Origin of the sequence: Algibacter mikhailovii, assembly GCF_014651495.1 — a bacterium.
Classification (GTDB): Bacteria; Bacteroidota; Bacteroidia; order Flavobacteriales; family Flavobacteriaceae; genus Algibacter_E; species Algibacter_E mikhailovii.
The window spans coordinates 228,667-241,556 of the sequence record NZ_BMWZ01000001.1; the positions used below are offsets into that span (position 1 = coordinate 228,667).

Consider the following 12,890-nt stretch of genomic DNA (forward strand, 5'->3'; position numbering starts at 1 on the left):
GCTAAAATTAAGAAAATGGAACAAGCTAATTGGGTTACGGCTAAAGAATATGAAGATATTACCTATAAAAAATGTAATGGTGTTGCAAGAATAGCTTTTAATAGGCCTAATGTGCGAAACGCATTTAGACCAAAAACTACCAGTGAATTGTACGATGCATTTTATGATGCTAATGAGGATGTGACCATAGGTGCAGTATTATTGTCTGCAGAAGGACCATCAACAAAAGATGGTGTCTATTCCTTCTGTAGTGGCGGAGATCAAAAGGCAAGAGGCCATCAAGGTTATGTTGGAGAAGACGGCTATCATCGTTTAAATATTCTTGAAGTACAACGATTAATTCGATTTATGCCAAAAGCTGTTATCGCTGTAGTACCGGGATGGGCTGTTGGTGGCGGACATAGTTTACACGTAATTTGTGATTTAACATTGGCCAGTAAAGAGCATGCCATATTTAAACAAACTGATGCTGATGTTACCAGTTTTGATGGTGGTTATGGCTCGGCATATTTGGCAAAAATGGTAGGTCAGAAAAAGGCACGTGAAATCTTTTTCTTAGGAAGAAATTATACGGCTCAAGAGGCCTATGAGATGGGGATGGTAAATGCTGTTATACCTCATGATGAATTAGAAAGTACCGCTTATGATTGGGCTCAAGAAATATTAGCAAAATCTCCAACATCCATTAAAATGTTAAAATTCGCCATGAATTTGACTGATGATGGTATGGTTGGGCAACAAGTTTTTGCTGGGGAGGCCACACGATTAGCATATATGACTGATGAAGCAAAAGAGGGTAGAGACGCTTTTTTAGAAAAGCGTAAACCTAATTTTGATAAAAAGTGGATTCCATAATGCAAAAATTTTCAACATGGATTTCTGCCATGCGATTAAGGACATTACCATTGTCCATTTCTGGAATTATTTTAGCCTCATGTTTAGCGCATTACAATGGTCTTTTTGAATGGCCAATATTTGTTTTAGCGATTTTAACCACACTTAGCTTTCAAATTCTTTCAAATTTAGCTAATGATTATGGTGATGGTGTTAAAGGCACTGATAATGACGATAGAATTGGTCCTGAACGTGCTATTCAATCCGGAAAAATTACGCCAGATGAGCTTCTTCATGCTATTAAGATTAATGTTTTAATTTGCATTGCCCTGGCTTTTACATTAATTTTTCAGGCTTTTGGTTCTCAGAATTTTTTATTAACCCTAGTGTTTTTTGTTTTAGGTATCTCTTCGATTGTAGCGGCTATTCGCTATACCGTAGGAGGTAGTGCCTATGGATATAGGGGGCTCGGAGATATATTTGTGTTTTTGTTTTTTGGTCTAGTTAGTGTCATTGGCTGCTACGTGCTGTATGCAAAAACCATAGACCATGTGGTTTTTTTACCTGCTTTTTCTATTGGACTTTTAAGTACAGGTGTATTAAACTTGAATAATATGAGAGATAGGATTTCTGATGGGAAATCTAAAAAAACAACCTTAGCTGTAAAGTTGGGCGCAAATAAAGTAAAACAGTATCATTTTTTCTTGATAATTTCAGCGATAATAACGTCAGCTCTATTTGGTATACTTTATTATACAACACCGTTGAATTTAATTTATATGGTAGCCTATATTGCTCTTATTTTTCATCTTAAAAAAGTGCAGAAGAATGTTGATCCTAAGCTATTAGATCCAGAATTAAAAAAACTAGCTTTAACGACTGTTTTATTGGCAGTTTTAATGGGGTTAGGGCACATAATGTAGTTTTTTTTTGTAATTTCATGCTTTAAAATTTTGAAGATGAAAATTACTTTTTACGGCCACGCAAGTCTTGGAATTCTAGTTAATGATATTAATATTTTAGTAGATCCATTTATTACAGCAAACCCTAATGCCGCTCATGTTGATATTAATCTTTTAAAGGCAGATTATATATTAGTTACACATGCACATCAGGACCATGTTCTTGATGTTGAAGCGATAGCTAAACGAACTGGTGCTGTTGTTATTTCAAATTTTGAGATTGTTTCACATTTCGAAAAATTGGGTATAGAGGGACATCCTATGAATCATGGTGGTAAATGGGATTTTGAGTTTGGGACTGTTAAATATGTTAACGCGATTCATACGTCTTCATTCCCTGACGGCAGTTATGGCGGACAACCAGGTGGTTTTGTTATTGAAGGAGAACATAAGAACATCTATATTGCAGGAGACACAGCCTTAACCTATGATATGAAACTAATTCCACTTCAAACAAAACTAGATTTGGCTGTTTTACCTGTTGGAGATAATTTTACTATGGGAATTGATGATGCCATATTGGCAAGTGATTTTGTGGCTTGTGATAAAATTCTTGGTTATCATTTTGATACATTTGGTTATATAGAAATTGATCATGAAGCATCTAAAAGAAAATTCTTTGAAAAAAATAAGGATTTAATGCTTCTTGAAATTGGGGAATTTATTGAATTGTAGATGATAAAAGCATCATACAAAAGATACATATTACATTTTAAACAAGCTAGTGGTACTTCTAGAGGGGTATTAAAAACTAAGGAAACATGGTTTGTTGTTTTAAACCTTAATGACAAAGAAGGCATTGGTGAATGTGGCTTATTTCGGGGGCTTTCAATTGATGATAAACCCGATTATGAAAATAAATTGAAATGGGCCTGCCAAAATATCAATTTAGGCTTGGGTGTATTACTGCAAGAATTATTTGAATATCCTAGTATACAGTTTGGATTAGAAATGGCTTTTAAATCTTTAGAAAGCCAAGATAAATTTGTTTTATTTCTTTCTAGTTTTACTAATAGTGAAGCTAATATAGACATTAATGGATTGATTTGGATGGGTTCTAAACCATTCATGAAACAACAGATTCAAGAAAAAATCAAGGCTGGTTTTTCATGTATTAAAATGAAAATTGGAGCTATAGATTTTGATACTGAAATTGAATTAATTCAATCTATTCGACAAGAATTTAGCGCTAAGGATATTGAATTGCGGGTGGATGCTAATGGAGCATTTGAACCTGTTGATGCCTTAGAAAAACTAAAAGTTTTGTCAAAATATGACCTACATTCTATTGAACAGCCCATTAAACAAGGGAATATTGAGGCCATGGCTAAATTATGTGATCAAACACCATTGCCAATAGCATTAGATGAGGAGCTAATTGGTATATTTGGTTTAGAAAATAGAACACAACTCATAGAAACTATAAATCCGCAATACATTATTTTAAAACCTAGTTTGGTGGGTGGTTTTGCAGGTAGCGATGAATGGATTTCTATTGCAGAAAAAAATAAAATAGGTTGGTGGATTACAAGTGCCTTAGAGAGTAATATTGGTTTGAATGCCATAGCCCAGTATACCTATAACAAGAATAGCACATTACCTCAAGGCTTGGGTACAGGTAGTTTGTTTACTAATAATTTTGAAAGTCCCTTGTCAGTTAGCCAAGGACAATTACATTACAGCAAACATTTAAAATGGAATTTTAATTTACATACATGTATATAGAACAAGCATATAAAGGGTTATACGAATGGTGGCGTTATATATTGGGAATAGTCATTATTTTCTTGGCATGGCAATTTATTGGAATGCTACCTTTAGGAGCTGCGCTTATTTTTAAAACTATAGGTCAGGATTCTTCTAATATTCCTTCTGATATTCCAGGAATAATGAATGTATTAGGCAGTAATTTGTTTTTGTTTTTAATGCTATTCTCTTTTGCCGTAGGTTTGGTTGGGGTTTTCATAGCAGCTAAAGGTTTGCACAGGTTACCTATTTTAAATTTAACAACTAGCAGGAGTAAAATAGATTGGAAAAGGTTCTGGTTTATTTTTATTCTTTGGGGAGTAGTCTCGAGTAGCGTTGTACTCATAGACTTCTACTTAAGTCCTGAAGATTTTGAGTTAAATTTTAAGTTAAAACCATTTTTAATTCTTTTGGTTATAGCTGTTATTTTAATACCTCTGCAAACAAGTTTTGAAGAGTATTTTTTTAGAGGATACTTATTGCAGGGGATTGGCGTAGTATTAAAAAATAGATGGGTACCACTATTAATTACGTCTATAGGCTTTGGCTTAATGCATATTGCGAATCCAGAAGTAGAAAAATTGGGCTATGTTATTATGATTTATTATATAGGAACAGGTTTGTTTTTAGGAATAATTACTTTAATGGATGATGGTTTAGAATTAGCACTAGGTTTTCATGCCGCTAATAATTTATTTACGGCTTTATTGGTTACGGCAGACTGGACAGCTTTTCAAACCCATTCTATTCTCCTTGATTTATCTGATCCAAGTGAAATGGGATTAATGGAAATTTTTGTCCCCGTTTTTGTTGTGTTTCCAATACTATTATTTATTCTTTCAAAAAAATACAATTGGACCAACTGGAAAGAGAAATGTTTTGGCTATGTAATTGAACCCTCCAATATAGAGGACCTTAGAAGAAATGAAGAGCAGTAACTAACATAAAAATTGTTAAAAAGTAGTAATAAAAATATACAAATAATATGATACCAGATTATACGAAAGTACACGTTAAGTTTAAGTTGGATAATGTAAGTTATAATCATGAAGATTTGATGGAAGTTGCATATAGTTTTGTTAAAGAGGGATTTCCTTATCAACAAGAATTAGGTAATTTTTTATTGGATTGGCTAGATGATAAAGATTATATAATGGTCAAAACTTCTGGTTCAACGGGTAAACCAAAATTATTAGAAATAAAAAAACAGGCTATGGTTAATTCCGCTATTGCCACAGGAGATTTTTTTGATATAAAACCAGGAAGTAAAGTGTTACATTGTTTACCTTCTAATTTTATTGCGGGTAAAATGATGATGGTTAGAGCCATAGTCTTAGGTTTAGAAGTAGATATGATTGAGCCATCAAGCTTGCCTTTAATAGACTATGAAAAGGATTATGACTTTTGTGCATTTACACCCATGCAATTAAAGAATTTTGCAAAATATTTAAAGAGCATTAAAACCGTGATAGTTGGGGGCGGACAAGTGTCGAGTCCAATTAAAGCATCTATTCAAGATATAAAACCAAATGTATACGAAACATATGGTATGACAGAAACGGTATCGCACGTGGCTATTAAAAAATTAAATAATTTTGAAGATTCAGAAGCCAATACGCATTTTACAACCTTACCTGATATTAAGGTATCTCAGGATGATAGAGGTTGCTTAGTAATAGATGCTCCGCTTTTATTCGATGAAAAAATAATTACAAATGATATCGTTGAAATTTATTCGGATACAAGTTTTGAATGGTTGGGTCGATATGATAACGTTATAAATTCAGGGGGTATTAAGTTGTTTCCGGAAAGCATAGAAAAAAAGCTGCAAAGTAAAATAAAAGGTGAATTCTTTATTACTGCAAGACCTGATGATACTCTAGGTGAAAAATTAGTTCTGATTCTTGAGAACGATACGAATGACTTGGAGGCTTCAATTTTTGATGGACTCGATAAATTTGAAAAACCTAAAGAAGTGATTGCTATTTCAAAATTTATAGAAACTAATTCTGGGAAAATTCATCGTAAAAAAACCTTAGAGCAAATTCAGTTTTAAATGTAACGAAACCCCTAATTAAGCTACCCATAGTAAATTAAACTTATGAATTTTTTTAAACGCGTATTATCAACCTTAACGGGCATAATTGTATTCTTCATTCTTGCTGTTATCGGATTAGTTTTAATGGCTATTCTTTTTGGATCAAGTTCTGAAGAATTGGTTCAAGTTAGATCTAATTCTGTTCTAGAATTGAAATTAGACTTTCCAATAAATGATTATGCCGGAAGAACTGAATTTAAACAATATTCTTTTTTAAACGAAAGTAAGAAGAATGGTTTATTTAATATAATTGATGCTATAAACTACGCCTCAATTGATGATAAAATTAAAGGAATTTCAATTCCTAATAATTTTATTAATAGCGGATTTGCTCAAACTAAAGCATTAAGAGATGCTTTAAAAACTTTTAAGACCTCAGGGAAGTTTGTAGTTGCTTATGCTGATATTTTTACACAAAAAGATTATTATTTAAGTTCTATTGCCGATACGATTTATCTCAATCCAGCAGGAAGTATGGAATTTAAAGGTTTGTATACAGAACGCTTGTATTTCAAAGATTTTCAAGAAAAATCCGGACTTAAAATGGAAGTGGTTAGACTGGGTAAATACAAAAGCGCTGTAGAACCATTTTTGACCAATGAAATGAGTGATAATAACAGGATTCAAATTGAAGCCTATTTAACTTCGCTATGGAGCTCGATAAAGCAAGATATTTCAGAATCTAGAAATATTTCTGTGGAACAATTAAATGTTATAGCAGATAGTTTGCTTGCAAGAAAACCATATTTAGCGAAAAACTCCGGGCTTATTGATAAAATTGAATATCAGGATGAATATGTAAATGGTATGAAATATGCCATAGGGCTCAAGCCTAAGGATAAGCTGAACACCATTAGCATTAAAGATTATGCTGAATATACTGCGAGTAAATTGGCTTTAAATAAAAGTAAAAACCGCATTGCCGTAATATATGCCCAGGGCAATATTATATATGGTGAAGGTGATAAGAATAACATCGGTCAAATAACAACAAATAAAGCGATTAAAAGGGCTAGAGAAGATAAAAGGGTGAAGGCTGTTGTTTTAAGAGTGAATTCTCCTGGCGGAAGTGCTTTAGCAAGTGAGCTTATATGGAGAGAGATTGAACTAACCAAAAAAGTAAAACCTGTGATTGTATCCATGGGGGATATGGCAGCTTCTGGAGGTTATTATATAGCCTGTAATGCAGATAAAATAATTGCAGAACCAACTACGATTACAGGGAGTATAGGCGTTTTTGGTATTTTACCAAATGGAAAAGAATTGGCTAAGAATATGGGTATTAATGCCGAGCAAGTTGCCACGAATACCAATGCAGTTACCTATAGTTTTTTTGAGCCTTTAAATGATATTCAGCGTTCTTTTATACAAGAAGGTATTTTGGATGTTTATGATTTATTTTCAGCAAGAGTGGCAGCGGGACGTCAATTAACAAGAGTTCAAGTTGAGAAGGTTGCTCAAGGAAGAGTATGGACAGGATTAGATGCATTAAAAAATGGTTTAGTAGATGAAATTGGGGGATTAGATTTGGCACTTCAAAGGGCTGCTGAAGCTGCTGAAATTGAAGATTATCAGGTTAAGGAGTTGCCTATTTATCAGAAAGATTTGGATAAGCTATTGGAACAATTCGGATTAGCAACTACAAAAGAATCTATAATAAAAGAAGAATTAGGAGCAGAAAACTATAAAATCTATCAAGAAATAAAATCAATGACTGCTATAAAAGGGGTACAATTATTATTTCCTTTTAGTACTGAAATTAAATAGTATGTAATTAAAAGTATACTCTCCTGATAATTCAAAAAAAGAACCTCTAAATAGAGGTTCTTTTTTTTTGATTTTTTATAAATTTTATAAACACCTGATATCATGGTTATTATGTGTTAATTTTTTAGTAAATTGTTGTAAATTAACATTTAGCTATTATGAAAAAAATTACAATTTTAACCATTCTCATTTTTGCAATGACAATGACTGGACAGAATAAATTGCTGTCTTCAACAGAAGAATTTTTTGATGGAATGACCTGGCAAAGTTCGTCGGGTACAAATTATGCCTATGATTCTAATAATAATTTAATTAGTGAAACAGGCCTGAGTTTGAATTTTATTTCAAGTCAGTGGGAAAATAGTTATCGAGCAACTTATTCCTATAACGGAAATAATGTGGTGACCAATGAAATAGATCAAAGTTGGAATTCAATTACTAAACAGTTTGAAAATTTATCTCAATCAAAATACACCTACAATGGCAGCAATATTACAGAAGTATTAGATCAAAGATGGGAAAATGGTAGTTGGAGAAATGATTTGAAAAGTGAATTTATTTATAGCAGTGGTAGAATTGTTCAAGCCTTCAATTATACTTGGGATGGCTCTCAATGGGTACCGGAAGATAGGTCTAATGTGACATACAATGCTAATGGTAGGTTTGGTACTATCTTGACAGATGATTGGAACGGTACAAGTTGGGTAAATGGGGAAAGGCAAATGTTTAGCTATGACAGCAATAATAAAATTAAGGTTATGATATATGATACTTGGGATGGCACTAAATGGGAAGAAGAAGATAGAATTGAATATACTTTAGACGCTAATGGTAACAGGACTCAAGAAGTTAACATCTATGATGGCTCTTCTTTTACAACTACCTATACGTACGACACAAGTCAACTTATGTCAAGTTTTGCCCATCCCTTTAAAGACAAAACAGGACTAGATTATATTGTTCAAGACAATCCATATTACAATAAATTATTAAGCAGTTTGCAGGATGGTTCATTTAGAACAACTTATAATTATGATAGAGCAATTAGATTGGGGGTTGCAGATGTTGTAGAAGTTAATAACAACGTAAAAGTGTACCCTGTACCAACTACAGGACCAATTAATATTAAAAGTACGAAAGGCATAATCAATCATATTGATATTTATAATACGCTTGGGAAAAGGGTCTTTTCTACGCAAGAGACCAGCTTTAATATCGATTTTCTTAATAAAGGCGTTTATTTTTTAAAAATGACAAGTCTTGCTGACGCTGTTTATACGCGAAAAATCATTAAAAAATAGTCGTATCTTTTATGATATAGTTATGATTAAAAATAAAAAGAGGTCTTTTAAATAGTTTAAAGGACCTCTTTCTATTTTTCTAATTATTTTATTTTTAAGATTACACCTGTAAAACCCCTAAATTAAAATCTTTTTCAATAGGGGCGTGGTTAGCTGCTTCAATGCCCATTGAAATCCATTTACGCGTATCTAAAGGGTTTATTATAGCGTCAGTCCAAATGCGTGCAGCTGCGTAATACGGAGATACTTGATTGTCATATCGTGCTTTAATTTTATTGTAGAGCGCTTCCTCTTTTTCTTTTGTAAAGGTTTCTCCTTGTTTTTCAAGTGAAGCCTTTTCTATTTGTAATAGTACTTTGGCTGCTGAATTTCCGCTCATCACAGCAAGTTCAGCACTAGGCCAGGCAACTATTAATCGAGGATCGTACGCTTTTCCACACATGGCATAATTTCCTGCACCATAACTATTACCAATAATCACTGTGAACTTTGGAACTATAGAATTGCTAACCGCGTTAACCATTTTAGCACCATCTTTTATTATACCAGAATGTTCACTTTTACTGCCAACCATAAAACCTGTAACATCTTGAAGAAATACTAGCGGAATTTTCTTTTGATTACAATTGGCAATAAAGCGGGTGGCTTTATCGGCCGAATCATTATAGATTACACCGCCAAATTGCATTTCGGTTGGTTTTGTTTTAGAACCGGTTGTTTTTACAACCTGACGCTGGTTGGCCACAATCCCAACGGCCCAGCCATCAATACGAGCATAGCACGTTATTATCGTTTGGCCATAACCTGCTTTGTATTCTTCATATTCTGAATTGTCAACTAAACGCTTTATGATCTTATACATATCGTACTGGTCGGCACGACTTTTGGGCAGGATGCCAAAAATATCGTCTGGATTTTCAGTAGGTTTTTTACCTTCAATTCTATTAAAACCCGCTTTGTCGTAATCTCCAATTTTGTCAACTATATTTTTGATTTTATCCAAAGCATCTTTGTCATCCTTCGCTTTATAATCAGTGACTCCAGAAATTTCACAGTGTGTTGTAGCACCACCCAGAGTTTCATTATCAATACTTTCACCTATAGCAGCTTTAACTAAGTAGCTTCCCGCTAGAAAAATACTCCCAGTTTTGTCTACAATAATGGCTTCATCGCTCATAATAGGAAGGTAAGCTCCTCCTGCAACACAACTTCCCATAACTGCAGCAATTTGAGTGATACCCATACTACTCATCACAGCATTATTTCTAAAAATACGACCAAAATGTTCTTTGTCAGGAAATATTTCATCTTGTAGGGGGAGATAGACGCCTGCGGAATCAACTAGATAGATTATGGGTAATTTATTTTCAATGGCGAGTTCTTGAGCACGCAAATTCTTTTTACCCGTTATCGGGAACCAAGCACCGGCTTTAACAGTGGCATCGTTAGCAACAACAATACATTGTTTCCCTTTAACATAGCCTATCTTTACAACAACTCCGCCTGAAGGACATCCGCCATGCTCCTGATACATATCTTCTCCTGCGAAGGCACCTATTTCAATAGCATTGGCTTTATCATCAAATAGATAATCAATACGTTCACGGGCAGTTAATTTGCCTTTGCTATGTAATTTTTCAATACGATTCTTGCCGCCACCTAAACTAACTTTGGTCAGTCTTTTATTAAGCTCAGAAATTAAAAGTTTATTATGATCTTCGTTTTTATTGAAGTTGATATCCATTGTTTGCTTTTTATTGCAACGAAGTTACAAAACCATTTTAGCCCAAAAAAGTGAATAATTTGTTAATATATATTACATGGAAATATATTCCTTGGAATATATTATTTTTTTAATTACATTTGCATTATAATTTAATAGTAAAATAAAATGAAGACAAACAGAATTATATTTTATGCGGCTACGGGACTTTTAACAGCTTTAATGTTGTTTTCTGTTGGCAATTACTTTTTTAACCACGAAATGATAAAAGGTGCGTTTATAAGTTTTGGCTATCCAACATATTTAATTTATCCGTATGGCATTGCAAAGTTATTAGGCCTTGTGGCATTATGGGTTCCTACATTTAAAGTATTAAGGGAGTGGGCTTATGCAGGGTTTTTCTTTGCGTTTATTCTAGCTTTTTTTGCCCACTATATGATTGGAGACGGCGAACAAATGGGTGCACTAATAGCTTTAATTCTCCTTATGGTTTCTTATGTATTTAATAAAAAAATAAACAGATAATATGAAAAAAATAATAGCATTTGCAGGAAGTAATAGTAAAACATCAATCAACATGGCATTGGCCACTTATGCATCAAGTTTAGTAAAGGGTGTTGAAGTTCAATTATTAGATCTTAACGATTTTGAATTGCCAATATACGGCATCGATTTAGAGAATGAGGATGGGATTCCTGATAATGCCCATAAGTTCTTGCAACATATAAAAACATCAAATGGCATAATTTTGGCGTTACCAGAACATAATGGCGCCTATGCCACGGTATTCAAAAATCTATTTGACTGGATGTCTAGAATTGACGGAAAGCTTTGGAGCGAGAAGCCTATGCTACTCATGGCAACTTCGCCCGGAGCTAGAGGTGGAGCCACCGTATTAGAAATTGCAAAAGGACGTTTCCCATATATGGGTGGAAATATTGTTGCAGATTTTAGCCTTCCATCATTTTTTGATAATTTTAAAGATGGTCAAATAACTAATGAAGAATTAAATGCTGAATTAGCAAAGGCTGTTGTGACATTTCAAGATGCATTATAACTAATATTGAGGTCAAAATGGGAGATATTGCCAAGGATATAAATTCAAAGTTTGCGAGTAATAAAGTAAAGGCTTTGCTGAATATTATATATACAGCGAATTGGATAAGTAGTATTCAGAATGAGTTTTTTAAACCCTATGGCATTTCGCCGCAGCAATTTAATATTTTAAGAATTTTAAGGGGGGCAGAAGAACCTTTAAAAGTTCAAACCATTAAGGAGCGTATGATAGAACGTGCACCTAATGCTACTAGATTAATGGACAAACTTTGTGATAAGAGGTATATAAATAGATTACCATGTCCTGAAGATAGACGTGTAGTCCACATAGAAATTACTAAACAAGGTCTTCAATTATTAGCAGACATTGATGCTAGTTTTAAGAATAACTTACTTGATAATTTAACTGAAGAGGAAGCAGGAAAACTTAGCGATTTATTAGATAAAATACGCTAAAAAAATTTAATCATATAGTTTCCATGGAAACTATTATAAAGGTAAATATTATGAAATTAAATACAATAAAAACAGTAGGGCAGAGTGATTTTGTTAATATGGGTCCCATACAATTACGACAACCTATTCCATCAAGAAAAATTACAAATATAGATCCCTTTATTTTATTACATCATTATGGACCTTATGATATTTCTGAAGAGAATAATCCCTTCGATTTAGGACCACATCCGCATCGTGGATTTGAACCAATCACTTTTCTGATTCAGGGCGAGCAACTGCATAGAGATTCCTTGGGTAATGAAAGTGTTGTACGTTCTGGTGATGTGCAATGGACAACAGCAGGGCGAGGTATTATACATGCTGAAGCTCCTACCAAAGCTTTTGTCAAGAAAGGAGGCACTTTAGAAGGAATTCAATTATGGTTAAACTTACCCGCTAATAAAAAGATGATCCCAGCTAATTATCAGCATGTTCCAAATGAAAATTTTCGTGTTGTAAGATCAAAAGACAATAAGGTAAAAGTACAAATTGTTGCCGGTGAGCTAGAAGGTACCTATGGGCGAATAAAAACACAAACAGAAGTCAATGCCTTTATGATTGATGTTGATGCTGGAGGAACCTACAATGTTAAAGTTCCCAGTGCTCACCAATCCACGGTGTATTTGTTGAAAGGGCATGTAAACATAAATGAATCAGAAGTATTGAAGTTAAATGAAAGTCAGCTACTACATTTTAATCAGGATGGTGAAGGGTTTTTAATTGAAGGTATAGAAACCAGTAAATTGTTGTTTCTTTCTGGTGTGCCCTTTCATGAACCTATTGAGACTTATGGACCATATGTAATGAACACACAAACCGAAATTATGGAGGCGATGCGTGATTATCAAATGGGCAAAATGGGATTTTTACCGGCGTAAATTAATGAGACGACTTATTTATTAAAT

At 33.6% G+C, this 12,890-nt stretch carries 13 protein-coding genes; 12 read left to right on the top strand and 1 reads right to left on the bottom strand.

The annotated features are described in order from the left end of the window. Positions 1–15: 15 nt before the first annotated feature. From IE051_RS01000 to IE051_RS01035, 8 genes are all read left to right on the top strand, one after another. Positions 16–855 (top strand): 1,4-dihydroxy-2-naphthoyl-CoA synthase, encoded by an 840-nt coding sequence (locus tag IE051_RS01000; RefSeq protein WP_189358576.1) that lies wholly within the window; start codon positions 16–18, stop codon positions 853–855. Beyond that, complete coding sequence (menA, locus tag IE051_RS01005) at positions 855–1,757, top strand: 1,4-dihydroxy-2-naphthoate octaprenyltransferase (protein WP_189358578.1); 903 nt, start codon at positions 855–857, stop codon at positions 1,755–1,757. The genes IE051_RS01000 and menA overlap by 1 nt, the downstream gene beginning before the upstream one ends. 36 nt (positions 1,758–1,793) lie before the next feature. After that, entirely contained in the window at positions 1,794–2,471 is a 678-nt protein-coding gene (locus tag IE051_RS01010; protein ID WP_189358579.1) for a metal-dependent hydrolase, read from the top strand. Continuing rightward, on the top strand, positions 2,472–3,521 hold the full coding sequence (locus IE051_RS01015; protein WP_189358581.1) for an o-succinylbenzoate synthase: 1,050 nt from the start codon (positions 2,472–2,474) through the stop codon (positions 3,519–3,521). Beyond that, the gene (locus tag IE051_RS01020) at positions 3,512–4,480 is read left to right on the top strand and encodes a CPBP family intramembrane glutamic endopeptidase (protein ID WP_189358583.1); all 969 of its coding nucleotides are present in this window, start codon (positions 3,512–3,514) and stop codon (positions 4,478–4,480) included. Before IE051_RS01015 ends, IE051_RS01020 begins: the two co-directional genes overlap by 10 nt. 47 nt (positions 4,481–4,527) lie before the next feature. After that, positions 4,528–5,598, top strand: coding sequence for an AMP-binding protein (locus IE051_RS01025; protein ID WP_189358585.1), 1,071 nt, complete (start codon positions 4,528–4,530; stop codon positions 5,596–5,598). Positions 5,599–5,643: 45 nt separating this feature from the next. After that, a complete protein-coding gene (gene sppA, locus IE051_RS01030; RefSeq protein ID WP_189358587.1) occupies positions 5,644–7,407 on the top strand; it encodes a signal peptide peptidase SppA in 1,764 nt (587 codons plus the stop codon). A gap of 158 nt (positions 7,408–7,565) precedes the next feature. After that, positions 7,566–8,708: a T9SS type A sorting domain-containing protein gene (locus tag IE051_RS01035; protein ID WP_189358590.1), complete on the top strand. Its 1,143-nt coding sequence runs from the start codon at positions 7,566–7,568 to the stop codon at positions 8,706–8,708. 100 nt (positions 8,709–8,808) lie between these two features. On the opposite strand, the gene IE051_RS01040 is transcribed toward IE051_RS01035, so the two are convergent. Beyond that, positions 8,809–10,452 carry an acyl-CoA carboxylase subunit beta gene (locus tag IE051_RS01040; RefSeq protein WP_189358592.1) on the bottom strand — a complete coding sequence of 548 codons (1,644 nt, stop codon included), beginning with the start codon at positions 10,450–10,452 and terminating at the stop codon, positions 8,809–8,811. A 147-nt stretch (positions 10,453–10,599) separates the two neighbouring features. Here IE051_RS01040 and IE051_RS01045 point away from each other — a divergent pair, with 147 nt between their 5' ends. Genes IE051_RS01045 through IE051_RS01060 form a run of 4 tightly spaced genes read left to right on the top strand, consistent with a single transcriptional unit; the run spans position 10,600 to position 12,863 of the window. Then, complete coding sequence (locus tag IE051_RS01045; RefSeq protein ID WP_189358594.1) at positions 10,600–10,956, top strand: DoxX family protein; 357 nt, start codon at positions 10,600–10,602, stop codon at positions 10,954–10,956. A gap of 1 nt (position 10,957) precedes the next feature. Beyond that, complete coding sequence (locus tag IE051_RS01050) at positions 10,958–11,488, top strand: NADPH-dependent FMN reductase (protein WP_189358596.1); 531 nt, start codon at positions 10,958–10,960, stop codon at positions 11,486–11,488. A gap of 17 nt (positions 11,489–11,505) precedes the next feature. Beyond that, positions 11,506–11,943, top strand: coding sequence for a MarR family winged helix-turn-helix transcriptional regulator (locus IE051_RS01055; protein WP_189358612.1), 438 nt, complete (start codon positions 11,506–11,508; stop codon positions 11,941–11,943). 50 nt (positions 11,944–11,993) lie between these two features. After that, positions 11,994–12,863: a pirin family protein gene (locus IE051_RS01060; RefSeq protein WP_229796690.1), complete on the top strand. Its 870-nt coding sequence runs from the start codon at positions 11,994–11,996 to the stop codon at positions 12,861–12,863. Positions 12,864–12,890: the final 27 nt, after the last annotated feature.

Bases quoted from the DNA above. Each gene is read 5' to 3' on its own strand.
- IE051_RS01000 (WP_189358576.1), top strand. From the start codon at position 16: ATGGAACAAGCTAATTGGGTTACGGCTAAAGAATATGAAGATATTACC.
- menA (WP_189358578.1), top strand. From the start codon at position 855: ATGCAAAAATTTTCAACATGGATTTCTGCCATGCGATTAAGGACATTA.
- IE051_RS01010 (WP_189358579.1), top strand. From the start codon at position 1,794: ATGAAAATTACTTTTTACGGCCACGCAAGTCTTGGAATTCTAGTTAAT.
- IE051_RS01015 (WP_189358581.1), top strand. From the start codon at position 2,472: ATGATAAAAGCATCATACAAAAGATACATATTACATTTTAAACAAGCT.
- IE051_RS01020 (WP_189358583.1), top strand. From the start codon at position 3,512: ATGTATATAGAACAAGCATATAAAGGGTTATACGAATGGTGGCGTTAT.
- IE051_RS01025 (WP_189358585.1), top strand. From the start codon at position 4,528: ATGATACCAGATTATACGAAAGTACACGTTAAGTTTAAGTTGGATAAT.
- sppA (WP_189358587.1), top strand. From the start codon at position 5,644: ATGAATTTTTTTAAACGCGTATTATCAACCTTAACGGGCATAATTGTA.
- IE051_RS01035 (WP_189358590.1), top strand. From the start codon at position 7,566: ATGAAAAAAATTACAATTTTAACCATTCTCATTTTTGCAATGACAATG.
- IE051_RS01040 (WP_189358592.1), bottom strand. From the start codon at position 10,452: ATGGATATCAACTTCAATAAAAACGAAGATCATAATAAACTTTTAATT.
- IE051_RS01045 (WP_189358594.1), top strand. From the start codon at position 10,600: ATGAAGACAAACAGAATTATATTTTATGCGGCTACGGGACTTTTAACA.
- IE051_RS01050 (WP_189358596.1), top strand. From the start codon at position 10,958: ATGAAAAAAATAATAGCATTTGCAGGAAGTAATAGTAAAACATCAATC.
- IE051_RS01055 (WP_189358612.1), top strand. From the start codon at position 11,506: ATGGGAGATATTGCCAAGGATATAAATTCAAAGTTTGCGAGTAATAAA.
- IE051_RS01060 (WP_229796690.1), top strand. From the start codon at position 11,994: ATGAAATTAAATACAATAAAAACAGTAGGGCAGAGTGATTTTGTTAAT.